General features: G+C 70.9%; 21 protein-coding genes and 1 pseudogene. 8 read left to right on the forward strand and 14 right to left on the reverse strand.

Translation table 11 applies throughout. The annotated features are described in order from the left end of the window. Positions 1-79 precede the first annotated feature (79 nt). The 3 genes and pseudogenes from ACWC2B_RS19180 to ACWC2B_RS19190 all read right to left on the reverse strand — a co-directional run. Positions 80-1,132 (reverse strand): bifunctional UDP-4-keto-pentose/UDP-xylose synthase, encoded by a 1,053-nt coding sequence (locus ACWC2B_RS19180; protein WP_450718006.1) that lies wholly within the window; start codon positions 1,130-1,132, stop codon positions 80-82. Beyond that, positions 1,129-2,076, reverse strand: coding sequence for a formyltransferase family protein (locus ACWC2B_RS19185; protein ID WP_450718008.1), 948 nt, complete (start codon positions 2,074-2,076; stop codon positions 1,129-1,131). Before ACWC2B_RS19185 ends, ACWC2B_RS19180 begins: the two co-directional genes overlap by 4 nt. A gap of 104 nt (positions 2,077-2,180) precedes the next feature. Further along, positions 2,181-3,256: pseudogene (locus ACWC2B_RS19190) on the reverse strand (aminotransferase class I/II-fold pyridoxal phosphate-dependent enzyme); the annotation flags it as partial. 45 nt (positions 3,257-3,301) lie between these two features. On the opposite strand from ACWC2B_RS19190, the gene ACWC2B_RS19195 reads away from it, so the two are divergent. Genes ACWC2B_RS19195 through ACWC2B_RS19205 form a run of 3 tightly spaced genes read left to right on the forward strand, consistent with a single transcriptional unit; the run spans position 3,302 to position 4,008 of the window. Continuing rightward, positions 3,302-3,583, forward strand: a complete 282-nt coding sequence (locus ACWC2B_RS19195; RefSeq protein ID WP_450718280.1) for an alpha-hydroxy-acid oxidizing protein — start codon at positions 3,302-3,304, stop codon at positions 3,581-3,583. Next, positions 3,580-3,780, forward strand: coding sequence for a hypothetical protein (locus ACWC2B_RS19200; protein WP_450718010.1), 201 nt, complete (start codon positions 3,580-3,582; stop codon positions 3,778-3,780). Before ACWC2B_RS19195 ends, ACWC2B_RS19200 begins: the two co-directional genes overlap by 4 nt. 42 nt (positions 3,781-3,822) lie before the next feature. Then, on the forward strand, positions 3,823-4,008 hold the full coding sequence (locus tag ACWC2B_RS19205) for a hypothetical protein (RefSeq protein WP_450718012.1): 186 nt from the start codon (positions 3,823-3,825) through the stop codon (positions 4,006-4,008). Between the two features lie 154 nt (positions 4,009-4,162). On the opposite strand, the gene ACWC2B_RS19210 is transcribed toward ACWC2B_RS19205, so the two are convergent. The 4 genes from ACWC2B_RS19210 to ACWC2B_RS19225 form a co-directional block, all read right to left on the reverse strand. Continuing rightward, complete coding sequence (locus ACWC2B_RS19210) at positions 4,163-4,474, reverse strand: tetratricopeptide repeat protein (RefSeq protein ID WP_450718014.1); 312 nt, start codon at positions 4,472-4,474, stop codon at positions 4,163-4,165. Between the two features lie 43 nt (positions 4,475-4,517). Then, the gene (locus tag ACWC2B_RS19215; protein ID WP_450718016.1) at positions 4,518-6,017 is read right to left on the reverse strand and encodes an ATP-binding protein; all 1,500 of its coding nucleotides are present in this window, start codon (positions 6,015-6,017) and stop codon (positions 4,518-4,520) included. A gap of 1,009 nt (positions 6,018-7,026) precedes the next feature. Next, positions 7,027-7,710: a response regulator gene (locus tag ACWC2B_RS19220; protein WP_450718018.1), complete on the reverse strand. Its 684-nt coding sequence runs from the start codon at positions 7,708-7,710 to the stop codon at positions 7,027-7,029. Further along, positions 7,707-8,918: a sensor histidine kinase gene (locus tag ACWC2B_RS19225; RefSeq protein WP_450718020.1), complete on the reverse strand. Its 1,212-nt coding sequence runs from the start codon at positions 8,916-8,918 to the stop codon at positions 7,707-7,709. Before ACWC2B_RS19225 ends, ACWC2B_RS19220 begins: the two co-directional genes overlap by 4 nt. Before the next feature lie 142 nt (positions 8,919-9,060). On the opposite strand from ACWC2B_RS19225, the gene ACWC2B_RS19230 reads away from it, so the two are divergent. Next, positions 9,061-10,254: an alpha/beta hydrolase family protein gene (locus tag ACWC2B_RS19230; protein ID WP_450718022.1), complete on the forward strand. Its 1,194-nt coding sequence runs from the start codon at positions 9,061-9,063 to the stop codon at positions 10,252-10,254. A gap of 18 nt (positions 10,255-10,272) precedes the next feature. Here ACWC2B_RS19230 and ACWC2B_RS19235 read toward each other — a convergent pair whose 3' ends face one another. From ACWC2B_RS19235 to ACWC2B_RS19245, 3 genes are all read right to left on the reverse strand, one after another. Beyond that, positions 10,273-10,485: a hypothetical protein gene (locus ACWC2B_RS19235; protein ID WP_450718024.1), complete on the reverse strand. Its 213-nt coding sequence runs from the start codon at positions 10,483-10,485 to the stop codon at positions 10,273-10,275. Between the two features lie 349 nt (positions 10,486-10,834). After that, positions 10,835-11,923 (reverse strand): CU044_5270 family protein, encoded by a 1,089-nt coding sequence (locus ACWC2B_RS19240; protein WP_450718026.1) that lies wholly within the window; start codon positions 11,921-11,923, stop codon positions 10,835-10,837. After that, complete coding sequence (locus tag ACWC2B_RS19245; RefSeq protein WP_450718028.1) at positions 11,920-12,549, reverse strand: RNA polymerase sigma factor; 630 nt, start codon at positions 12,547-12,549, stop codon at positions 11,920-11,922. Before ACWC2B_RS19245 ends, ACWC2B_RS19240 begins: the two co-directional genes overlap by 4 nt. 498 nt (positions 12,550-13,047) lie before the next feature. On the opposite strand from ACWC2B_RS19245, the gene ACWC2B_RS19250 reads away from it, so the two are divergent. After that, positions 13,048-13,743, forward strand: a complete 696-nt coding sequence (locus ACWC2B_RS19250) for a DUF899 domain-containing protein (RefSeq protein WP_450718030.1) — start codon at positions 13,048-13,050, stop codon at positions 13,741-13,743. Positions 13,744-13,778: 35 nt separating this feature from the next. Here ACWC2B_RS19250 and ACWC2B_RS19255 read toward each other — a convergent pair whose 3' ends face one another. Continuing rightward, positions 13,779-14,132 carry a VOC family protein gene (locus tag ACWC2B_RS19255; protein ID WP_450718032.1) on the reverse strand — a complete coding sequence of 118 codons (354 nt, stop codon included), beginning with the start codon at positions 14,130-14,132 and terminating at the stop codon, positions 13,779-13,781. A gap of 455 nt (positions 14,133-14,587) precedes the next feature. On the opposite strand from ACWC2B_RS19255, the gene ACWC2B_RS19260 reads away from it, so the two are divergent. Further along, entirely contained in the window at positions 14,588-15,727 is a 1,140-nt protein-coding gene (locus ACWC2B_RS19260; RefSeq protein ID WP_450718282.1) for an MFS transporter, read from the forward strand. 80 nt (positions 15,728-15,807) lie between these two features. On the opposite strand, the gene ACWC2B_RS19265 is transcribed toward ACWC2B_RS19260, so the two are convergent. After that, positions 15,808-17,382, reverse strand: coding sequence for a nitrilase-related carbon-nitrogen hydrolase (locus ACWC2B_RS19265; protein WP_450718034.1), 1,575 nt, complete (start codon positions 17,380-17,382; stop codon positions 15,808-15,810). Positions 17,383-17,522: 140 nt separating this feature from the next. On the opposite strand from ACWC2B_RS19265, the gene ACWC2B_RS19270 reads away from it, so the two are divergent. Together ACWC2B_RS19270 and ACWC2B_RS19275 are read left to right on the forward strand one after the other, a co-directional pair. After that, a complete protein-coding gene (locus ACWC2B_RS19270; protein WP_450718036.1) occupies positions 17,523-18,779 on the forward strand; it encodes a sensor histidine kinase in 1,257 nt (418 codons plus the stop codon). Next, a complete protein-coding gene (locus ACWC2B_RS19275) occupies positions 18,776-19,519 on the forward strand; it encodes a response regulator (protein ID WP_450718038.1) in 744 nt (247 codons plus the stop codon). The genes ACWC2B_RS19270 and ACWC2B_RS19275 overlap by 4 nt, the downstream gene beginning before the upstream one ends. A gap of 135 nt (positions 19,520-19,654) precedes the next feature. Here ACWC2B_RS19275 and ACWC2B_RS19280 read toward each other — a convergent pair whose 3' ends face one another. Both ACWC2B_RS19280 and ACWC2B_RS19285 read right to left on the reverse strand, forming a co-directional pair. Continuing rightward, on the reverse strand, positions 19,655-21,709 hold the full coding sequence (locus tag ACWC2B_RS19280) for a HelD family protein (protein WP_450718040.1): 2,055 nt from the start codon (positions 21,707-21,709) through the stop codon (positions 19,655-19,657). Positions 21,710-21,785: 76 nt separating this feature from the next. Further along, positions 21,786-22,415: a TetR/AcrR family transcriptional regulator gene (locus ACWC2B_RS19285; RefSeq protein WP_450718042.1), complete on the reverse strand. Its 630-nt coding sequence runs from the start codon at positions 22,413-22,415 to the stop codon at positions 21,786-21,788. Positions 22,416-22,442 lie beyond the last annotated feature (27 nt).

A 22,442-nucleotide genomic window follows, 5' to 3' on the forward strand; every position in this document is an offset into this window, starting at 1 on the left:
GTCGGGCCTCTGTCCGCGAGCGCCGCAGCAGGGGTACGCCCTGGCGGGGTCGGGGGCCCTGCACGCGCTCAGCGCTTGATCACGCAACGCTCTGGGGCCGATCGGTGCCCTCCTCAACCGCTGCGGGGCGGACGCAGTCGACCATGGACTTCAGGATTGCGTCGAAGCCCAGGACCGGGGCCCAGCCCAGGAGTTCCCGGGCGTGGTGGATCGCGGGGACCCTGCGGGCGACGTCCTCGTAGCCGGGGCCGTAGTAGTCGTGGCCGGATCGCTCAACCATCCGGGCGGTGGCGGCCAGGTCCTCGTAGCCGGGGATGTCTGCCAAGTGGCGGATCAGGCCCTCGGCCAGTTCACGGATCGAGCGCTCGTTGCCGGGGTGACCCAGGTTGAAGACCTGGCCGTCGGCCACGCCGCCAGGGTTCTCCAGAATGCGCAGCAGCGCGTCGATGCCGTCGTCGACGTGGGTGAAGCAGCGGCGCTGGGTCCCCCCGTCGACAAGGACGATCGGTTCGCGGCGGATGAGGTGGCCGAGCATCTGCGTGACGACGCGGGAGGAGCCGGGGGCGGCGTTGTGCGGGTCGTCGAGGCCGGGGCCGGTCCAGTTGAAGGGGCGGAAGAGGGTGTAGCGCAGGCCCTCGTGTTCGCCGAGGGCGTGGATGACGCGGTCCAGGAGCTGTTTGGACGCCGCGTAGATCCATCGGGATCGGTCGACGGGGCCGTACACCAGGCGGCTGGTGTTTTCGTCGAACTCCGCGTCCTCGCACATCCCGTAGACCTCGGAGGTGGACGGGAAGACGACGCGGGTGCCGGTCGCTGCGCACTGGCGGATCACGTCGAGGTTGTGGGTGAAGTCGAGGTCGAAGGTGCCCAGCGGGTCATTGACGTAGGAGGAAGGGGTGGCGGTGGCTGCCAGCGGGACACACACGTCGGCCCAGTCCAACTGCCGCCCGATCCAGTCGGCGTGGGTGAAGACGTCGCCGGTCCTCAGGTGCAGACGGGGGTGGTCCGCCACGGTCGAGAGGCGTTCGGTGTGCAGGTCCAGTGCCCGGACCTGCCAGTCGGTGCGGGCGAGTACGGCGCGGGTCAGGTGGTGGCCTATGAAGCCGCCCGCGCCGAGGACGAGTAGGTTCACGAGCGTTCCTCCGACGCGGTGAGAGGGGCGAGGACAGTGCCGTGCCGCAGGATGTGCTCCCCCGAGCGGGGGTCGCCGCGGTGGCCGTCGATCTCGATGTCGTCCAGGCGCAGGCGGCGGCCGTCCCCGCACACGACGAACGTCTCCGCCCCGTCGATCAGGACCTCGCCCGCCGTCGTGGTGGGTACGCGCGGACCGGGCGTCTCGGGGTGGGATGCCCGCCAGACGGTGACCCGGTGCGCACCGGCGTAGGTGAAGGCGCCGGGGTAGGGGCGGGTGACGGCGCGGATCAGGTTGCGGACGTCTTCACTGGCGTACCGGAAGTCGATGCGCCCGTCGGCGGGCCGACGGGCGCCGAACACCGTCGCCTTCGAGGCGACCTGCGGCCAACGCGGCGCATCTGCGGTGAGCAGGGCCGGAATGCTGCGGCGCACGACGGTGGCCGCGGCCGGGACGAGTTTGGCGTACACGTCCAATGGGGTGTCGTCGGAACTGATGGGGAACGGCTCCTGGTCGACGAGGTCGCCCGCGTCCGGCTCGGCGACCATGTGGTGCAGGCTCACCCCGCCCTGACGCTCACCGTGCAGGATCTGCCAGTTCACCGGAGCCCGGCCTCGGTAGCGCGGCAGCAGGCTGCCGTGCAGATTCACCGCGATGGGGGCGAGGGCGAGCACTGATTGCGACAGCAATCGCCGCCAGTACGCACTCACCAGGGCTGATGGCTTCAGGCCCCGGATGTGGAGCTGTTCGGCCTCGGTACGGGGGTCGGCCACGCGGACGGGCATGCCGAGTGAGGCGCCGACTTGGCGCACCGACCGAAACCAGCGGTTCTCATCACCATCGTCGCGGTGGGTGTAGACGCAGCCGACCCGTACGCCGAGTTCCGTGAGCACTTCCAGGGTGCGGCAGCCAACCTCCTGGTAGGCGAAGACCACCACGTTCATCGAACGTCACCCGGGACGGGCACGCGATGATGGCCGATGACCGTCCGCACCGCCGCCACCACGGTGTCCTGCTGCTCGTCGGTCATGCCCGGGAACAGCGGCAGCGAGACCAGGGCTCGTGCGGCGGCCTCGGTGACCGGCAGACGATGCCGGGGCTCGCTGCCGCGCAGGTAGTAGTGCTGCAGGTGGACGGGGGAGAAGTGCACACCCGCCCCCACACCGTGCTCCTTGAGCGCGGCGATGAAGCCGTCCCGGTCCACAGCGAGCCGCTGCGGCTCCAGGCGGATCGGGTACAGGTGCCAGGCGTGCGTGTGATCGTACGGAGGGACCTCGGGGAGCCGGATCGCGTCCAGGCCGAAGAGCAAGGTGCCGTAGCGCTCGGCCAGTTCGGCGCGTCGGGCGTGAAGCGCGCCAGCTTGGGCAGTTGTACCAGGCCCAGGGCCGCATGCAGATCGGGCATGGTGTACTTCCAGCCCGGCGAGAGCACTTCATAGGTTCCCGGCCCGCCACCGCGGTGCCGTGCCCACGAGTCCTTGGTGAGTCCGTGGAAACGTAACAGCCTTACCCGCTCCGCCAGTTCACCGTCGGCCAGCGTGATCATCCCGCCTTCCGCGGTGGTGATGTTCTTGACCGGGTGGAAGCTGAAGACCGCGGGCTCGCGCCCGCAGCCGATGGCCTCGTCGCCGTATCGCGTGCCCAGCGCGTGCGCCGCGTCATGTACCAGGGCGATTCCCCGTTCGGCCACCACCGCGCGCAGAGCCGTCAGATCGGCCGGCGCCCCGGCGTAGTGCACGGGGATGACCGCCTTGGTGCGGCCGGTGATCCGGCGTGCCACATCAGCGGGGTCGATCAGCAACGTCCCCGGCAGAACATCCGCGAACACCGCCCGGGCACCGAGGAGTTCGACGACATTGGCGGTGGCCGGCCACGTCAGCGAGGGGACGATCACCTCGTCACCGGGACGGACCCCCAGCGCGGCCAGCACCAGGTGCAGTCCGGCCGTGGCCGAGTCCACCGCGACCGCGTACGGCGCCCCCACCGACCGGGCGAACGCGCCCTCGAACTCCGCCGCCTGCGGCCCCGAGGCGAGCCACCCCGAGCGCAGCACGGCCACCACCGCGGCGATCTCGTCGTCCTCAATGGTCGGTGCGCACAGCGGCACACCCTTCCCGCTTTCCACTCCCCGCCCCCAAGCCGCCCGGACCTGCCCGCGTGACAGGTACGTATCACGCTAACACTGTCCGTGATCGCCAGGCGCATACGCCTGGCGCCGGTCCTGTTCGACTCGGGGTTGCACACCGGCGCCGACATCATCAAGGCACTGGCGCTGGGCGCCACCGCGGTGGGGATCGGGCGCCCGTACTGCTACGGGCTGGCGCTCGGCCGTGTCGGCGGCGTTGTACACGCGCTGCGCCCGCTGCCGGCCGAGGCTGGCCTGATCATGGCCGTCGACGGATATCCCGCTCTGAAGGACCTCACGCCCGAGGCACTGCGCCGCGTGGGGTGACTGTCCCCCGCGGACGGTGCGGCGAGGGCGGAGCTCGTCGCCCGGGAGGCCGGCTCAGCGCGGTCCTGCCGATCGCGGCCGCCGTTCCCGCCCGCTCCGCCTCCCCCGACGACTCGCAGATGCCCACTCCGAGCGGCACACGGGTCAACGGCCACGACGTACTGGCCAAAGTCGCCGCGCTCCCCGTCTACACCTGACGCTACGACACCGAACCCGAGCACGTGCGCCACCTCGGGCCCATGGCTCAGGAGTGGAAGGCCGCCTTCGGTCTGGGCGACAGCGACACCACGCTCTCCGTCGTCGATGCTTTCGGTGTCACCGTCGTCGCCCTCCAGGCCCTGCAGCGGCGCGTGGAGGACCTCGAAGCCGAACTCACCCGACACACCGGCCGGGATGCCGCGCCGCGAGTTCCGCCATCACCCTGACCAGCGGGTTATCGGCTGTCCCATGGCGCGGCCGGACGATCGAGCACGGACTGCTCCGTGCGGCTGGAACAGGGCGGGGTGGAGGTGGGTCACGGGCGCCCGGCCCGGTCTTCCCGCCGGGCCGGGGCCGGAACGGCCCCTGGATGAGTGGCTGTCAGTGGCCCGCGCCCGGGCCCCGGTCCAGGGCGTCGAGGAACGCGATGAGCTCAGTGGTTTCGGGGGCGCTCAGCTCGCCATGGATCGCGAGTGCCTGCTTGGCGTGGTCGCGGGCGGCGTCGGGGTCGTCAGGGGCCAGGGTGTGGGCGATGCCCTGGTGGGCGCGGGCGATCTGCGGGCTGCTGTCGATGGCGCGGGCGATGTACAGGGCCAACTGGTGTCGGCGGCGGGAGGCGTCACGGCGGCCGGCTGCGTGGTAGGTGGCACCGAGGTCGTTGAGGACCTCGCTCTCGGCGCGCCGGTCGCCCATCCGGCGGCTGAGGGAGAGCGCTTGTGCGTGGTGGCCGACGGCCTCACCGAAACCGCCAGACGTGCTCGTTCCTGTCCCGCGCGGCGGCGTGCGCGATCATCGCGACGAGGTTCGCGTGCTCGGCCTCGTACCAGGCCAGGGCCGAGGCCCGGTCGCTCACGTCCGGGGTGTCGGCGGGCGGGCAGGCGACCTCGAATGCGAGTAGCCGCTGTCCCGGCGCCACCAGGGGGCGGGCGTTGAGCGCCGTGTGCAGATAGTGGTCGAGGAGCCGGAGCTCCGCCTCTTCCCGCTGTGCGGCCGGCTCGGTCTCGCCCAGGATCTCCTGGGTGTGTCGGCGGAGCAGATCGTGCAGTTGATAGCGGTGGGGTTCATATTGCTCCAGCAGGTGTACGTCGACGAGGTGCTCCAGCCACTGTCGTGCCGTCGCGACGTCCGTGCCCGCCAGGGCCGCGGCCGCGTACGCGTCGAGATCGGCGCCGGGGTGCAGGCCGAGCAGCCGGAACAGCCGCTGGTGGCTGGGGCCGAGGCGCGCGTAGGAGAGGGCGAAGGCCGTGCTGACCGCCTGCTCGTTGCCGCTGCGGCCGGAGGGGCGGCGGCCCGCGCGAAGCTCGGCGGCGAGGTCTTGCGCCCTCCACGCGGGCCGGTGGGCGAGCCGGGCCGCCGCCATCCGGATGGCCAGCGGCAGGTAGCCGCAGAGTCCGGCGATCTCGGCGACCGCCTCGGGCGCGTCGGCGACCCGGTCGTGTCCCGCGATCCGGGCGACCAGCGCGCATGCCTCCGCCTCGGGCAGCACATCGAGCGAGAGCGGGACGGCACCCTCCAGGGACAGGAGCCGCCGCCGCGAGGTCACCAGCACCGCGCACGAGGCGGAGCCGGGCAGCAGCGGACGCACCTGCTCCGCGTCAGCGGCGTTGTCCAGCACCACCAGCGCCCGCCAGCCCGACAGCGTGGTACGCCACAAAGCCGACCGCTCATGAAGGGTGTGCGGGATGCGCGCGCCGTCGACACCGGCCATGCGCAGCAGTGCCTCCAGCGCCGACGCCGGCCCCATGGGGGCGTACCCCGGGGTGAAGCCATGGAGGTCGCAGTAGAACTGGCCGTCCGGGAACCTTCCGGCCATGAGATGGGCGGCGTGCACCGCCAGCGTGGTCTTGCCGACGCCTGCCATGCCGTCGATCGCCGAGACCACCACCGCGCTCGCGCCGCCGCTGACCAGCTCCGCGAGCCGGGCCACCTCGGCGGTGCGCCCGGTGAAGTCCGGTATGTCATACGGCAGATACCGGCGGCGCCCAAGGGGTCCGGGCCCCGCCCCCTCCGGCTCGTCGGCCGCGGCCGTGGAGAGCAGGCGCCGTTGGTCGTCCGCCCCCAGCCCGAGCGCCTTCGCGACCTCTCGCACTGAAGTCATACGGGGCACCCGTCCCTGCCCGGACTCCAGCGCGCGGATAGTCCTGGCCGACAACCCCGCCCGCTCCGCCAGCTCCTCCTGGGTCAGTCCGGCCCGCCGCCTGTAGGCGCGCAGCACCGTATCGAACCGTTCCGGCATGTCCTCCTCCTTGCCCCGCGGGCCCCTGATCGCGTGGCCACGGGCCCCACGGCTTCACTTCCCTGCGGGATCGTGGCCAACCCGGGAGAACGTCCGCCAAACGTCCGCCGGACGTCCTGTCGGAGGCAGGGGCCGGACGGCAGCATCGTATGCGCCCCGCCGACCAGGGGCACGCCGTCAACCGGCAACGCGGGAAGGCCCGTTGAAGCGCCGAGAGGCCGCTGCGTGGCCGACGCGTTCAGACATCTCGTCAACTTCTGGGGATACACATGTTCAAAGGTCGTATCGCAACGACAGTAGCCTCAACGGCGCTCGTCCTGGGGGGAGCGCTGTCCCTCGCGCCGAGCGCTGTAGCGGACAGCGGCTCGTCACTGACCGCTTCTCCTGCGTCCAGCGACTCCGCACTGAAGTCATGTTGGGGGCAGCGGGTGTTCGGCAGTGCGGGCCACCACGGGAACAAAACCTGGTGCGACTCGGGGCGATACCGTGAGGTGATCACGTGTGAAACTCTGGGGGGCTACCAGTACGTGCACTACGGCCCCTGGGTATGGGCGAGTGCGGAGAGCACCGCATGGTGCAACCTCGGCGACGAGATCATCGGAGACTGGACGCAGGTGGGGTGAGCCAGTGGCGCCTTCTGCCATGACCAGCGTTTCCGCAGTCAGGCCCGGTCTGCCAGCCGGTTCAGCTTCGCCCGCAGCGGCTCCAGCTTGCCGCGTACCTCGACCGGCAGGCCAAGCACCTCCCCGGCCGTCCGGACTGTGACCGGCCGGCCGCGTCGCGCACGATCGTCAGCAGCCGTCGGTAGTCCGTCGGCAGCGCGTCCGGACCGAGGGCGGTGGCACGGGCCGGGATCAGCAGCACCGACCGGCCGCCCACCCGGGCCTCCGGCGGCGCCGGCGCGAGCGACAGATACTCCCCGAAGCCCCATCCTGCTGCGACCAGGGGTGTGCCGGCGCAGCTGGAACGCGGCGGACTCGTCGTCGCGATCGTTCTTCTGATCCTGCCCCTACCGTCTACGCGGCACGAGTCCGGTTTCGAAGGCGATGATCGCCAGGTGGACGCGGTCCCGGGCTTCGAGCTTGGCGAACAGGCGCGCGACATGGGTCTTCGCGGTCGCCGCGCTGATCACCAGCCGCTCGGCTATCTCAGGGTTCGACAGTCCCTGTCCGACCAGTGCCAGCACCTCGCGCTCCCGGTCGGTGATCCCCGCGATGCGACTCGATTCCGCGGCGGGCCCGGCGTCCGATGCGGGGGCCGCGGGGCCGGACGTTCCGGCGAAGTCCGCGATCAGCCGTCGGGTCACGCTCGGCGCGATCAGCGCGTCGCCTGCGGCCACCACGCGGATCGCTTCCAGGATCGCGTCCAGGGCCATGCTCTTGAGCAGGAATCCGCTGGCCCCGGCGCGCAGTGCGCCGTAGACGTACTCGTCGTGGTCGAAGGTCGTCAGCGCCAAGACCTTGGGCGGGTCCGGCTCGGCGGTCGCCTGTCGGGTCGCCTCGATCCCGTCCATGCCCGGCATCCGGATGTCCATCACCACGACGTCCGGCCGCAGCTCACGGACCAGGCGTACCGCCTCCCGGCCGTCGCCGGCCTCGCCGACCACCTCCAAGTCGTCGGTGTCGCCGATCAGGATCCCGAGCCCGACCAGCATCAGGGGTTGGTCATCGACCAGCAGCACCCGCACGCTCATGCCGGGAGGCTCGCCGTCACCCGGAATCCGCCCTCCGGACGCCGGCCCGCGCTGAACTGGCCGGACAGCAACGTCACTCGCTCGCGCATGCCGAGCAGGCCGAAGCCGCTCGCGCCGGCCGCGGAGTGTCTCGGACGGCCCGGCCCGCCGAGACCGTCGTCCCCGTCGTCCACCACCTCGATCGTCACCCCTTTCGGCTCGTAACCCACCGCGACGCGGCACGTCCGCGCCCCGGAATGCCGCACCACGTTCGTCACCGACTCCTGGATGATCCGGAACGCCGACAGCTCGATCTCCGGCGGCAGCAGACGCTGCTCGCCCCGCCAGGCCACATGGACCCGCACCCCGGCGTCGGCCGTGCGTTCGGCGAGCCGCGGGACGTCGGCCAGGCTGCCGGCCGGCGCCAGCGGAGCGGCCGGCGGCATGGCATCGTCCGGCTCGGCGCGGCGGAGCGCCCCGAGCATGCGCTGCAGCCCGAGCAGCGTCTCCCGGCTGGTGGTCTCGATGCCGCCCAGCGCCTGCCTCGTCTGCTCGGGCTTGGTCTCCACGACCCGCGCCGCCGCTCCCGACAGCACTGTGATGATTCCGATGCTGTGCGCGACGCTGTCGTGCAGTTCACGGGCGATCCGCAGCCGCTCGGCCATGACGACGCGGGCCGCGGTCTGCTCCTGCAGGGCTTCGAGGTATTCACGGCGTTTGCGATACACACCCCCGAAGACCCACGCGACCGCGAACCACAACGCGAGCCCCCCGGCCCACTGGACCGCGTCGCCGAGGGTCTCCCCGGGGTAGACGTCGATGTTCGCGACGAACGCGACCGCGACGGCCGCGACGGAGGCGAAGGCGGCCGCCTTCGGCCGCCGGACGGCGATGTATCCGCCCAAGACGACGAGCAGGACGAACACGATCCAGGGCCGCACGCCGAAAACGTCGCCGAGGACCGATTCGCCCAGGACCACCGCGAAGACCGCCGCCGGCAGACGGCGCACCAGCAGAACCGGAAGGGCGAGCACGACGCACAGACCCATCATCTGGATCTGGAAGGGCCCGAGTCCGGGAAACCGGAACAGGCCTTCGTGGTGCGGAACCTGAGCGATCGACCAGCAGAGCATCACCGCGTAGAAGCAGGTGGTGGCCAGCACCACGGCCTGGTCCGTCAGCCAGGTCATGCGCTTCGATGTCGAGAGACGCTGGAGAAGCTCTTCCATACGGAGATCGTATTCAGCGGCGTCGGCTCCACGCGTCGGCCCGGGGATGTACGCGGGGTACATCCCCGGGCCGACGGCCTGGGGAACGGTGACATCCACCGGCCGACGCGACGGAGGAGCCGCGGAACCTAGCGTCGGTCCCATGAAACGCAATCGCCGTATCAACGCTGTCGCGGTGCTGACGCTCGCCGCCCTCGTCACCGGAACCGGCGCCGGGTTCGCCGCTACGACCACACCGTCGGCCACGCACGTGTTCGACACCGCACCGGCCACGGCCACCGCGCCCACGCGGTCCTTCCAAGGCGCGCTCCCCGCGCCGACCGGCCCCTACGCCGCCGGCGAGGACGTCATCCACCTCACCGACGCGAACCGTCCCGACCCGTGGGTGCCGTCGTCCGGCCCCCGCCAACTGGCCGTCACGATGGTCTACCCGGCCGTCCCGGGGACCGGGACTCCGGCCCCCTACATGACCCTCGCCGAGGCAGCCGGAATCCTCCGGCGCACGAAGCTGCCGGCCGGCTCCGGCATCACCCCGCAGAGCCTTTCCGGCGTCACCACCCACGCCTTCGACGGCGCGCGGCCGCAACGCGGCAAGCATCCGCTGGTGGTCCTCTCCCCTGCGTTCGAGGACCCGCGCATCACGCTCACCTCGCTCGCGACCGACCTGGCCAGTCACGGCTACGTCGTCGCGCTCGTCGGCGACACCTACGGGGACAGCGGCGAGACGCTGGCGAACGGCCAGACGCCGCCGTGCGCGATCTGCGATGACCCGGGGCTCGACTTCGACTCCGTCGCCGCCAACCGTGCGCGGGACGTGTCCTTCGTGATCGACCGGTTGACGCATGGCAATACCGCGTGGCCCCTGGCACACCTCATCGACAAGCACGAGATCGGCATGGCCGGACACTCCATCGGCGGAGCGGCGGCCGCCGCCACGATGATCGCCGACCCACGCGTACGGGCCGGAGTGAACATGGACGGCAGTTTCCACCCGGCCCCGATGCCCGGCCAGATCAACCGGCCGCTCCTCATGCTGGGCACGGCCGACAACCACCCGGTCGGCGGCCACGACACCACGTGGGGGCAGGCCTGGGCCGCCCTCGGCGGCTACAAGAAGTGGCTGACGGTCGCCGGCGCCGACCACTTCAGCTTCGCCGACCTGGACCTGCTTCACGAGCAGGCCGGGTTCCCGACGCCGCCCCTCGACCCCGAACGTGGAATCGTGATCACCCGCGAGTACGTGACAGCGTTCTTCGACCAGACGCTGAAGGGGATCCACAGTCCGCTGCTGGACGGCCCCTCGCCTAACAATCCGGAAGTACTCTTCCAGCCCTAGCGTTGATCCTTCGGGGGTTCATGCGGCTTTGAGTGGGCTGCCGTCGTAGGTCCAGCGGTAGGGCTTGGCGTCGTATTCGTCGTAGGCCAAGACGAAGGGGTCACGGTGCACGCCGACGCCACTCTCGCCCAGGCCGCCCGGACGATGCCCCAGATCGGCCGGCGGCTCTACCTGTCCGAGAAGACCGTGAAGAACCACACGGTAGCGGTGGGCTGGGCACAGCTCCTTCACACGGCGAGTACAGCCGGGAAACATCCAGGCCGTTCGGCCCGCGGTCGGGCCCGGTCCGCACATGTCGGACCCGGCCGCGGTGCACGAACGTGGAAGCAGAGGCTCTCCTCGTGGCAACAGGCCGCCGGCACCGGACCCACGCCCTGCCATCGGCCGAAGAACGGGGAGGGTCCCCCGGCGGTGACGGCGCCGCCGGGCGTGCGGCCTCCGCAGCGGGAGCACGGAGGCCGTATGTCCTTGCCGAGCTTCTCCACCATCGACATGGAGTCGATCAGCCGGTGGGAGGCCTATTCGCGGGCGAAGGCTGGTATGGCTGATTCCCAGGATGCTCGCGCCGGCCGTGAACGGCTCATAGCCGCTTGCCGTCCGGGAGTTCCTTCTTCGCGTCCGTGACGGCCCGTTCGACCACCGTCGTCTGCCCAACCACCGTGCCCGGCTTCAGGCCGTCCTCCTCCTTCACCAGGACTTCGCGCTGGCCCAGGTAGGTGTAGGTGTCCTTGTCGAAGATCCACTCGTGTCGGCTGGATCCCTGGGTGAAGGCGATGGCGATGCCCTGGCGGCCGTCCGCGTCGGTGGCCTTCGGGACGAGTTCGACCCCCGGGATCTGGGCCGCCACCTTGTAGAGGGCGGCGCTGGTGGCCGAGGGGGCGATCTGCTCGGACAGGAGACTGTTGATCTCCTTGAACGCCATCCAGTCGTCGTCGTGGTTGCCTCGCTTGCCTCCCTGGTAGAGCCGCTTCAACAGGGCGTCGGGGTCGGTGGGGAGGGCCTTCATGCTGTTGTAGGAGTGGCGCTTGTCGCCGGAAGTGTGCGGCCCGTCGTCGAGGTCCGTGCCGTTGGGGTCCACGTCGCTGAGGGCGCCGCCCGGTTCGTACAGGAATCCCTTCTTCCCGTCGGGGGACTTCCAGATCTGGCGGGTGTGCAGGGGGCTGATCCACGTCTCCACCTTCCCCGTGTCGACGTTCTTCTCGCCCCGGAGGAAGGACACCTTGCTCTTGATGTAGATGAACTGGTCCGGGCGTGGTGTGAGGGAGGGCTGGGCCGCCGCAGCCAGCACGATGCGGTCGACGGTCGCGGAGAGGTTCTCGGTGGTGCCGGGTACGAGTGGCATCCACGGGGGCTTCTCCCGCGAGCCGGCGTCCCGGTGACCGCCGGCCCCCGCCCCCTGGCCGGACGCCCCGCCCAGGTGCAGGGACCCGGGCACGATCACACCGGCGGCCAGCACGGCGGCCACCGGAACGCCGATCCAGACCGTGCGACGCAGGCCGGCGCGCCGCATGGCGGCAGGCGCGGAAGCGCGCCGGATTTCACTCTCCAGGTGCCCGGCGAGCGCGGTGTGCCGGTCCTCCGGCATCTGCGGGCCGCCCGGCGCCGGAATCAACAGGTCGAACTCGGAGGTATGGAGCGGCTCGTGCCGCCTCCAGGGCATGCGCGTCATCGGTTCCGCTCCTTCTTCGGCCGGGCTGTACGGGGGTCGTCGGAAGGCCCTGCGGGGCCCCGCGCCGCTGCTTCGGCGCCCTTCCACAGTTCACGTTCGGCGAGGTTGCGCAGCCGGGTCCGCGCCCGGGACAGCCGGGACCGCACGGTGCCCACCGGTACGCCCAGGGCCTCGGCTGCCTCTGGGTAGGTCAGCCCGGACCAGACGCACAGGGTGACCACCTCGCGTTCGCGGCGGCGGAGTTTGCCCAGGGCCCGCTGGGCCGCCGCGAGCTGCTCCGCGTCGGCCATGCGGCCCACCAACTCGTCCGTGAAGTCCGGCACGGTATTGCGCACTGGGACGCGAGCCATCGCCGCTCTATGCCGACGGGCCGCGCGCGAAACATTGCGCAGGACGTTCACGGCGATGCCCATCAGCCAGGGTCTGGGGCTCTCGCCCTCGTCGCGTAGGCGCTCACGCAGCCGCCACGCCTCCAGGAACGTCAGCGAGACGACGTCCTCCGCCAACGCCCAGTCGCCCGTGACACGCACGGCATGCCGGTAGACCAGCTGCGCGTGCTCGTCGAAGAGCTCCCGGAACGCCCCGGGGTCGCCGTCGCGTATGCGGTCGTATATCGAATGGTTCACGTCAAGAGTTGTCCGCTCACGCTCAGGCGTTCCCGTGACCTGCGTCATACATGGGGTGCCGGTCCCGAGGGGAGCGGTCATCGGGCAAGGGGCACCCCTGGTCGACAGCTCACTCGCGCCTGCCCGCACATGCCCACCGCGCCGGCCCGGGCCACACACCCCCTCAGCGGCTGGCTTGCCAGTTCCTGCGCACTATAGGCAGGTGGCCTTCCACGATCCTGTGCATCCCGGACCCCGAACTGCTGAACCGGATCGCCGTGTGGCGCACCGAACTGGACGAACGGGCGCCCTGCCGGCGGGACTTCGCCCCTGAGGCCGAGCGGGGCAGGCCGTGTTCGGCCGAGCCCTGTTCCAGGTGGTGCCGGTTCTCACACCGTCCCTCCCCGAAGCGTCGCCGAGTTGGCCGGGGAGCGATGAGTTTGGCCGGGGAGCGATGAGTTTCGCGTGTAGGAACGGTCCACCCCTACGAGCCCGATGTCACGAACCCCGGAGGAGCCCATGACCGCCCAGGCACTACCACCCGTCGTCGACGCCGAGACCTGGCAGCGCCGGCTCGACGAGCTGCGCGTGCAGGAGAAGGCCGCCACCCGGCAGCTCGATGCCATCGCCGCCCAGCGCCGCAGGATGCCGATGGTCGAGATGCCCGACTACACCCTCGAAGGCGAGGAAGGGCCGGTCCGACTGGCCGACGTCTTCGACGGAAAGGACCAGCTGATCGTCTACAACCACATGTGGTTCCCCGGCGAGAAGTGGCAGTGCGCGGGCTGTACGGGGTTCACATCGCAGTTCACCCGGCTGGAATTCCTGGATGCCTACGACGCCCGGTTCGTCATCGTCACCCAGGGTCCTCTCGACGAAGCCCTCGCGTACAAACGGCGGGTCGGCAACAGGATGACCTGGTACTCCACCGCGAACAGCCCGTTCGGCACCGACGTCGGCACACCGCCCGGCGGGGGGTTCGCCGTCAACGTGTTCCTGCGCGACGGCGACAGCGTCTACCGCACGTGGCACACCAACGGCCGGGGCACCGAGCAACTCAGCCACACCTTCGCCCTGATCGACCTGCTGCCCTACGGTCGCCAGGAGGAATGGCAGGACTCCCCCAAGGGCTGGCCGCAGTCACCCACCTACAGCCGGTGGACCAGCTCCGAGAACATCGCCGCCCTCTACGGCCCGGACGCACGGGGGAACTGAGCCGGGTCGGTCGCACCGCCCACAACGAACCAGCCTCAGGAGTGGCTGAGCACATTGACGACCCGGCCGTTGGGGTCCCGGACGAAGAACCGGCGGACGCCCCACTCCTCGTCCGTCAGGGGATGGACGATCTCGGCGCCGCGCTCCACCATCGCCCGGTGGACCGCGTCGACGTCCTCCACCTCGATGCTCACGTCCGGCGTGACCGGGGCCGTCCGGTCCTTGGTCATCAGACTCAGCTGCACGGCGGGGTTGTCCGTGGAGGCGAGCGTGACGATCCAGCCGTGGTTCATGACTTCCTCAAAGCCGAGCGCGCCATAGAAGTCGGAGCTCTCGGCGAGGGCCTGACCCTCGGACCGGAAGTTGGGAACGATCCGGCGAACGTACATGGGCCACTCCGTGGGACGCGGGAACGTGCGGAAGCTCCACGCTACCCAACCCGAGCCGGCTCGACCGGCCGAGCACGACGACGATCCCCTTCGCGTCCCGCACGGCCGATCAGCCGGGGGTCGGCCACGCATTGAGGGAAGTAACTCACGTCGCCCGCAGGTAACTTGATGATGCGTCAGGATCAACGTCCCAGCCCGCGGTCCCGTCACAACCTCCCCGCCCGCCGGTCCCGTCAGGTGAAGGGATCGCAGCATGGCAGGGAGGTCCCCATGGTCATGCGCGGCCGGCCTGAGCCGGGGGCTCGGCCGCGCACGGAGGTACCCCGTACGGCGCAGTCCGGCGCGCCCCGGATCCCCCGGGCGCATTGACTGGGGACGTGGACACCGTCGCGAAGCCCACCCCCTCCGCGCACAGCGATCTGAAGCCGACCGCCGCCGCTTACCGCAACCTGGTGATGGCGACCGTCGGGTTCACGCTGACGTTCTGGGCGTGGGACCTGATCGCGCCTCTGGCCGGTGACTACAAGGACCGGCTGCACCTCAGCTCGCTGCAGCAGTCGCTGCTCGTGGCCGTCCCGGTGCTCGTCGGCTCCCTGGGCCGGATTCCGGTGGGTGCGCTGACCGACCGGTACGGCGCGAAGCTGATGTTCCCGCTGATGTCCGCGCTGACCACCGTGCCGGTCCTCCTGCTGATCCCGGCGCGCGACAGCTACGGCCTGATGCTCGTGGTCGGCTTCCTGCTCGGACTGGGCGGCACGACGTTCGCGATCGGCATCCCCCTGGTCAACTCCTGGTTCCCGCCCAGCAGACGAGGCTTCGCGCTCGGCGTGTTCGGCATGGGCATGGGCGGCGTGGCCCTCTCCGGGTACCTGACGCCCCGGATCGCCAAGCACGGCTATCACCTGCCGTTCACCGTCGTGGCGGTGGCTCTCGCCGCGTACGCCGCGCTGGCCGCGCTGCTGATCACGGACCGGCCGGACCGGCCCGTGCCCACGGCGTCGCTCGGTTCGCGGCTCGGGCAGGCGGTGCGGCTGCGCGTGACATGGGAACTGTCCGCGCTGTACGCGATCGGGTTCGGCGGGATCGTCGCGTTCGGCGTGTACCTGCCCACGTATCTCAAGACCTGGTACGAACTGTCGCCCACCGACGCGGGCTCCAAAGCGGCCGGTTTCGCCCTGGCCACCGTCGTCTTCCGACCGATCGGCGGCTGGCTGTCGGACCGCGTCCACCCCGCTCTGGTCACGGCCACCGCACTCGGTCTGGTCGCCCTGCTCGCGATCGTGCAGGCCTTCGACCCCACGCTGTACCCGGGCGGCACCATCGCCCTGCTGTGCATGGGCGCCGGGCTCGGGACGGCCAGCGGCAGCGTCTTCGCCCTCGTCTCGCAGGTGACCCCACAACCCCAGGTGGGCAGCGTGACCGGCATCGTCGGAGCGATGGGCGGTCTCGGCGGCTTCGTACCGCCGCTGGTCATGGGCGCGATCTACAGCGCGAAGGACTCGTACTCGATCGGCTTCATGCTCCTGTCCGACCTGGCGCTCGCGGGATGTGTCTACGCGTACGCCCGCATGAGAACGAGTCGGCCTGTCGCCTGAGGTCTGCCTCGCCCCTGGCCGCCGGGCGATCGAGCCCGCCCTGCTGTGAGTTCGGGCCCTCTCGCCGCCCGCCACATTTCTCAGCCGTCGGTCGTACGACGCCGGGGCCGGGCGACCGCGATGACCATGAGCGCGGCGAGACCTGTCAGGCAGAGCCAGGCGAAGGTGTCGCCGATCCGGTCGTAGATCGTGGTGACGCCGCGCGTGGGCACATGGGCCACCATCGTCTGCCGATCCGTCGTGAAGTAGTCGGTGGTGGCGAGCACATGGCCTTGGTTGTCGTAGGCGGTCGAAACCCCCTGCGCGTCCTGCCGCACCAGTGAGTAGCCGCCCTCGATGGCCCGCAGGCTCGCCTTCGCGGTGTGCGCGGCGCCATACTCCTTCCAGTCGGCGGACGGGACGAGCATGATGTCGGCCCGCGTCCGCATCAGGGCGGGGAAGTCGGCGTCGTAGCAGATGACGTTCGCGATGCGGCCGTACGGGGTGTCCGCGACGGGCACGCGGCCGTCACCGGGCTCGTACCTCTCCGAGCCGGGGATCGGGTGTGCCTTCTGGTAGGTCCACAGCACCTTCCCGTGGGGGTCGATGAGCAGCGCCTCGTCGCGGCCGAAGGCGGGGCCGGTCGTGCTGTAGGTGCGGACGCCGATCTCCAGGTAGATCCCGGACCGGCGGGCCTCTTCCTGTGCGGCGGCGATAGCGGCGGGTGCGTGGGACTCCTGGACCCTGACGGCCTCCTCCGGCCAGATCACGATCTTCGCTCCGGCCGCGGCTTCACGCCGGGTCGCGGCGAGCAAATCGTTCTCGACGGCGGTCATCGCGGGCTCCACCTGCGAGGCGGGCGCGGAGGCGATGTCGGCCGGCCCGCCGTCGATCCGCCCGAGCACGGCCCGCAGGGTGTCGGTCACGGTCCTGCTGGGGCTCACCCCGGCGATCCGTACGGTGGCGCCCACCGGCGGGCTGAAGGCCATTCGGGCGCCGCCGGCCAGCACGACGGTCAGCAGTACCGTCCCGTAGACCAGGCCACTGCGCCATGCGGGCCGCTCCCAGATCCGGTTGGCGGTACTCGCGAAGTAGGCGATCAGGAACCCGATCCCCCACGGCCCGGTGACCGACACGACCTGCAGGAGCGGGAGGTCGCCGTACTGCGTGACGGCCAGGCAGCCGTACGCCGTGCCGAGCGGGGTCACCAGGGTGATCAGGAACTCGGCGCCGGCGAAAGCCGCGGGGAAGGCGAGGGCCGCCACCGCCGGGCGCAACCGGCTGACCAGCAGCCTGTCGGCCAGGAACGGCAGCGTCTGCAGGGCCGCGAGAGCGATCGCGCCCACGACGGCGACGGGGTTGAGGCCGAGTTCCGACTCCTGGATCCAGAAGACGGCGGCGGCGATGTGCGCCAGCCAGATCCACAAAGTTCCGGACCACACGCGGCTGAGCCGGGCGAAACGCAGCAGGAGCACGGGGAAGATCCACGCCGCGGCCGCGATGTCCCACCGGCCGCCCACCGCGAACAGCATCGCGCCCGTGCCGAGCACCAGCAGTCCGTATCGAAGCGCGCCCGAACTCCCCTGCCGCTTACGGGAGTTGATGGTGTGCGCAGGCTCCTGGGGAGGCGGTGCCGTCGAGGAGACGAGGGGATTCGTCAGGGGGAGGTTCGTCATGGCCAAAACGCTAGGCGGGCCCCTTCGCGTGGCACGTCCCTCTCCACGTCGATCTCGCGCGCGCCCACGCAACTATCGATGCGCGGCAACCAAATCCGCCGGACAGTGCCCTACCCTGACGGACCGAGATGGTCATCAATATGAAAGCCGCGCCACGAGAAGCGCGGCGATGGATAGCCGACCGGCCACGTCTGACGGACGTAGCGCTGGGCGGCGGCCTGACGTTGTTCGACGTGGCCACGGTGCTGGACCGCACGCCGGAGCCGAGTGGCTGGGGAGTGGCCCTTTGGGGAGCGCAGACGGTCCCACTGCTGTGGAGGCGGACGCGTCCCATCGCCGTCCTGGCGGCGATGACCTGCCTGTACGTGGCCTTCCAGGTGCTCAGTCCGATTCAGGGCCGCATACCGGGCCCGTTCCTGCTCATGATCGGCGTGTATGGCGCGGCCCGCTACGCCCCGGTCCCGGCGAGCCTGCCGGGGACGTTGCTGTGCCTCGCGTCCACCGCCGGCGCCGATGCGCTCACCGGGCACTGGGAGACCCCGCGTCTGGGGTCGCTGGAGCCGATCAGCACCACGACGTTCGTCTTCTTCTTCGCCCTGGCCTGGCTTCTGGGGTGTGGCAGGCGCAGGATCGACGCCGACGCGGAACGCCTGCGTGAGCTCAATCGGCGTCTTGAGGCCGAGCGGGAACTCAACGCCCGGCAGGCGGTGGTCACCGAGCGCGCCCGCATTGCCCGTGACCTGCACGACGTGGTGGCCCACCATGTGAGTGCCATCGCCGTCCAGGCGCGAGCCGCCGAGGACGTCATGACACCCGCATCCGCCCCCGCCGAAGCCGGCTCGTTCCCCGCCGCCCAGGCCGTGCAGTGCGTCGGTCTCATCGCGCGGACGGCGGACACCGCCCTCATCGAGATGCGGCGCGTCCTCGGACTGCTGTCCTTCCGGGAACGGGAGCTCGCGCCCGAACCGTCCCTCGACCATCTCGAACCGCTCATCGACGCGGCGACGGAAGCGGGCTGCCGAGTGACCTACGTGTCGGAGGTCGGGGCGCGGACCGCGCTTTCCGCGGGGGTGCGGATCTCGGCCTACCGGATCGTCCAGGAGGCGTTGACGAACGTCATCAAGCACGCCGGGCCCGTCGGCGTGCGGGTCACCGTGGGCGGTGACGACTCCCGCCTCACGATCGAGGTCGCGAACGATCCGGCGCCATCAGGGCGCGCGCCGGTCCCCGGGACCGGGCGCGGGCTCATCGGCATGCGGGAACGCGTCGCGGCCTTCGACGGCGTGCTGGAGGCCGGGCCGTGCGAGGACGGCGGCTGGCGGCTGCACGCGGTTCTCCTCGCGAAGGCGCCTCGGCCGACGGAGGCGGACGCCTGGCCGACGGAGGCGGACGTATGACCAGCGGTGACGGACGCACGACCATCCGCGTGCTGATCGTCGACGATCAGGAGATGGTCAGGACCGGGCTTCGCCTGGTCGTCGACCGCCGTGAGGACCTTTCGGTCGTCGGCGAGGCAGCCGACGGGAAGCAGGCTGTCGCCCGAGCCGTCGAGCTCCAGCCCGACGTCGTTCTGATGGACGTCCGCATGCCCGGCACGACCGGCGTGGAGGCCACGCGGCACATCACCACCTGCTGGCCCGGCCCGGGTGCGGCGCCGCGTGTCCTCGTGCTGACCACGTTCGACCTGGACGAGTACGTGCATGCCGCGTTGCGAGCCGGGGCCGCCGGCTTCCTGCTGAAGAACAGCCCTCCCGAACTGCTCGCCCAGGCCATTCGCTCAACCGCCAACGGGGAGGCGGTACTTGCTCCGAGCGTGACGCGCCGTCTCATCGACACCGTCACCGCTCTCCCGGCCGCCTTGATGCCCAACACCCCGGCCCCCGCCCCGCGCGAAGGCGAGCTCGCGGATCTGCTGACCGAGCGCGAACTCCAGGTCCTCGTGCTGGTCGCCCGAGGTCTGTCCAACGCGCAGATCGCCTCAGCCCTCGGCCTCAGCGAAGGGAACGTGAAGAGCCGCGTCAACCGCATCCTCACCCGGCTCGGCCTGGAGAACCGCGTTCAGGCCGCCGTGCTCGCCCACCAGGAAGGCCTTGCCGGAATCGTCCGGATGCCGCCAGGAACCCCAAATGCCTTGTAGAAAAGGCTGGTTCCGCTTGAACAAGGCCGGCCGCACCTCGCGAACACGGCCCGACCCCGCCCGCCTCACCTCGGCGAGCACCTCCCCGGAACCGGTCCTCCACCACACCCGATCCGCTGCCCGGCACCGCCAAACTCAGCCGACGACGGCCGGCTCCAGCTCCCTCGGCAGCGGCCTGCTGTGGACGATCTCCAGGCCCGACACCGCCCGGGTCAGGACCACGTAGAGCCGGTGCGGGCCGCGCTCCTCGGCCGCCGCGATCTCGGCCGGTTCGACGGCCACCACGTGGTCGTATTCGAGGCCCTTGGCGAGCGTCGCGGGGAGCAGCGTGACCCGCGCCGCGTCCGCCGCGTCGAGGCCGGCCGACTCGATGGCGGCAGCCAGCGCGGGCACGTCGCGGTCGGCCGCGATCACGCCCACCGAGCCCTCACGGCCCAGCGCCGCCCGCACCGCGTCGACCGCCGCCTCGGCAAGCCCCTGCGGCGAAGCAGCGCGGCGATAGCTCAACTCACCGTCCTTGCGCAGGGATTGACCGGTCGGCACGTCCACGTCGAGCGCGGGGAGCAGCCGGTTAGCCAGTTCCACGATCGCGGCCGGCACCCGGAAGCCCGTCGTCAGCGGCACCACCTCGGCGCCCGGCTTGCCCAGATGGGCGAGCTGCCCGGACCAGCCGCGGGCCGCCCATGGGGTGGTGCCCTGGGCCAGGTCGCCGAGCACCGTCAGCGAGCCGAACACCGCGCGCCGGGCGATCGCCCGGCACTGCATCGGGGACAGGTCCTGCGCCTCGTCGACGACGATGTGCCCGTACCCCTCGGGGTGCTCGATCAGGCCCGCCACCTCGTCGAGCAGCACGAGATCGGCCGCCGACCACTTGGCGGACTTCCACGAGCGCGGCCGCTTCGACCACAGGAGGGTCTTCTGTTCGTCCGGATCGAGGCTGCCGTCGGCCGCCGCGGCCAGTGCGTCAGGGTCCGCGAACAGCTCGGCCAGCACCTCTTCCGGCTTCACCTTCGGCCACACCGTGTCGACGAATTCGGTCACCGGGCGCGCCCTGGTGATCTTCTGGACCCAGGTGTTGTTCATGGGCCCGGCCCGCCGTTCCGCCTGGAGCTGGATCGCCCGGACCGCCCGGCTGCGCACCCGCTCCCGCCCGATGGCGTACGGCGGCGCCTCGGCCCGTACCGCGGCGACGATCGACGCGAGCTCCCCCTTGGCGACCCGCCAGGTATACGAACCCTCGCGCAGCGCAAGGGAGTTGACGGGGTGGGCGACACGTCCGTACAGGGCACGACGCAGCACTCCGGCCATCCGCACGTCGTGCTTGACGATCGCCGCCTCCGGTTCGTCGATGGCTCGCACCTCGCGGCCGCGGGTGTCCCGCACGATCTCCTCGTCGACGGTCGACTGGCGGATGTCGTACTCGCCGAGCGCGGGGAGGACTTCGCGGATGTAGGAGAGGAAGGTGCGGTTGGGGCCGAGCACCAGGAGGCCGCGACGCTGGACGCGTTGCGGATAGGTGTAGAGGAGGTACGCCGCGCGGTGCAGGCCGACTGCGGTCTTGCCGGTCCCGGGGGCGCCCTGCACGCAGACGGACTCGGCCAGTTCGGAGCGTACGAGGTCGTCCTGCTCGGGCTGGATGGTCGCCGCGATGTCCCGCATGGGGCCGACGCGGGGGCGCTCGATCTCCCCGGTGAGGATCGCGCCGGGGCCCCGCGCCTCCCCCGCCACCAGGCGCTCGTCCTCAAGACCTGTCAGGTCCTCGGCGGCCCCAGAGCTTCCCTGCGCCCAGCCGAACCGTCGGCGGACGGCGACACCCTGGGGGTCACGGGCGCTGGCCTGGTAGAAGCGGCGCGAGACGGGCGCCCTCCAGTCGACGACGAGGGGCGGGGCGGAGGGGTGCTCGCTGATGCGGCGACGGCCGATGTGATAGCTCTGGCCGGCGTGGTCGCCATCGGCCGCCGCGTCGAAGTCGAGCCGCCCGAAGAACAGCGGGCCCTGCGGCATCTCCCTCAACTCCTTGGCCCAGCTTCGGAGTTGATAACCGAGCACCTCGGCGTCGGCGCCGGACGCGAAGGCGTTCTCGCCGATGACGACGCGATGTCCGGCACCCTCGGTCATGGCGGACAGGGCCGCCCGGCAGGCGTCGTGGTAGGTCCGCTCGTGGTCGAGTTCCCGGTCGAGTGGCTTCATGCCGACCAGGATAACGCAACCCGGTTACATTTTTTACTCAGTAACGAATGGAGGGCAGGGGGCACAGGGTGGTGAGTCACCCCTCCCCGTACTCGGTTCCCAGCCCCTGCGCCAACTGCGCGAACGCCCGGTCCGCCGCCCGCACGGCCTCCGGGTACAGCGCCCCCTCGCTCTCCCCCGCCTCGATGCGGCGCCAGTTCTCCTCCGCGAGGATCCGGCGTACGGCGATGATCTGGCCGGCCGCGATCCGCGCGCCGAGCCCTTCGCCGAGCTCGGCGGCCAGCGCCTGCTCCGACCGCTCCTGGTACCCGTACAGCCGGGCCACCAGGCTCGGGGTTCCGTAGAGCAGGCTGTAATAGGCGCGCACGTGCGGGTTGTCGCAGAGCCCGGTCACCGGGTCGCGGCGTTCCAGTCCCTCGCGGAAGTGGGCGCGCAGGGCGGGCAGCGGCGCGATCCCCTCGGCCCGGCCGGCCGCGACGACTCGAGCCGCCTCGTCTTCGTGGTCGGCGAACCGGTGCAGTACGAGGTCCTCCTTGGCGGGGAAGTACCGGAACAGGGTGGGCTTGGAAATCCCGGCGGCCGCGGCGACCTCCGCGACGGAAACCTTGTCGAAGCCACGCTCCAGGAACAGCGCGATGGCCGTCTCCGACACCGCTTCGTACGTCTGCCGCCTCTTGCGCTCCCGCAATCCCATCTCACTACCCATGGGACGAGCGTACGTGGCCCGACAGTG

The organism is Streptomyces sp. NPDC001415, from assembly GCF_053597395.1.

Excerpts from the sequence above, each read along its gene's own strand:
- ACWC2B_RS19185 (WP_450718008.1), bottom strand. The coding sequence starts at position 2,076 with ATGAACGTGGTGGTCTTCGCCTACCAGGAGGTTGGCTGCCGCACCCTG.
- ACWC2B_RS19205 (WP_450718012.1), top strand. The coding sequence starts at position 3,823 with ATGGCTCAGGAGTGGAAGGCCGCCTTCGGTCTGGGCGACAGCGACACC.
- ACWC2B_RS19210 (WP_450718014.1), bottom strand. The coding sequence starts at position 4,474 with ATGGGCGACCGGCGCGCCGAGAGCGAGGTCCTCAACGACCTCGGTGCC.
- ACWC2B_RS19215 (WP_450718016.1), bottom strand. The coding sequence starts at position 6,017 with ATGCCGGAACGGTTCGATACGGTGCTGCGCGCCTACAGGCGGCGGGCC.
- ACWC2B_RS19220 (WP_450718018.1), bottom strand. The coding sequence starts at position 7,710 with ATGAGCGTGCGGGTGCTGCTGGTCGATGACCAACCCCTGATGCTGGTC.
- ACWC2B_RS19225 (WP_450718020.1), bottom strand. The coding sequence starts at position 8,918 with ATGGAAGAGCTTCTCCAGCGTCTCTCGACATCGAAGCGCATGACCTGG.
- ACWC2B_RS19230 (WP_450718022.1), top strand. The coding sequence starts at position 9,061 with ATGAAACGCAATCGCCGTATCAACGCTGTCGCGGTGCTGACGCTCGCC.
- ACWC2B_RS19240 (WP_450718026.1), bottom strand. The coding sequence starts at position 11,923 with ATGACGCGCATGCCCTGGAGGCGGCACGAGCCGCTCCATACCTCCGAG.
- ACWC2B_RS19250 (WP_450718030.1), top strand. The coding sequence starts at position 13,048 with ATGACCGCCCAGGCACTACCACCCGTCGTCGACGCCGAGACCTGGCAG.
- ACWC2B_RS19255 (WP_450718032.1), bottom strand. The coding sequence starts at position 14,132 with ATGTACGTTCGCCGGATCGTTCCCAACTTCCGGTCCGAGGGTCAGGCC.
- ACWC2B_RS19260 (WP_450718282.1), top strand. The coding sequence starts at position 14,588 with ATGGCGACCGTCGGGTTCACGCTGACGTTCTGGGCGTGGGACCTGATC.
- ACWC2B_RS19265 (WP_450718034.1), bottom strand. The coding sequence starts at position 17,382 with ATGACGAACCTCCCCCTGACGAATCCCCTCGTCTCCTCGACGGCACCG.
- ACWC2B_RS19270 (WP_450718036.1), top strand. The coding sequence starts at position 17,523 with ATGAAAGCCGCGCCACGAGAAGCGCGGCGATGGATAGCCGACCGGCCA.
- ACWC2B_RS19275 (WP_450718038.1), top strand. The coding sequence starts at position 18,776 with ATGACCAGCGGTGACGGACGCACGACCATCCGCGTGCTGATCGTCGAC.
- ACWC2B_RS19280 (WP_450718040.1), bottom strand. The coding sequence starts at position 21,709 with ATGAAGCCACTCGACCGGGAACTCGACCACGAGCGGACCTACCACGAC.
- ACWC2B_RS19285 (WP_450718042.1), bottom strand. The coding sequence starts at position 22,415 with ATGGGTAGTGAGATGGGATTGCGGGAGCGCAAGAGGCGGCAGACGTAC.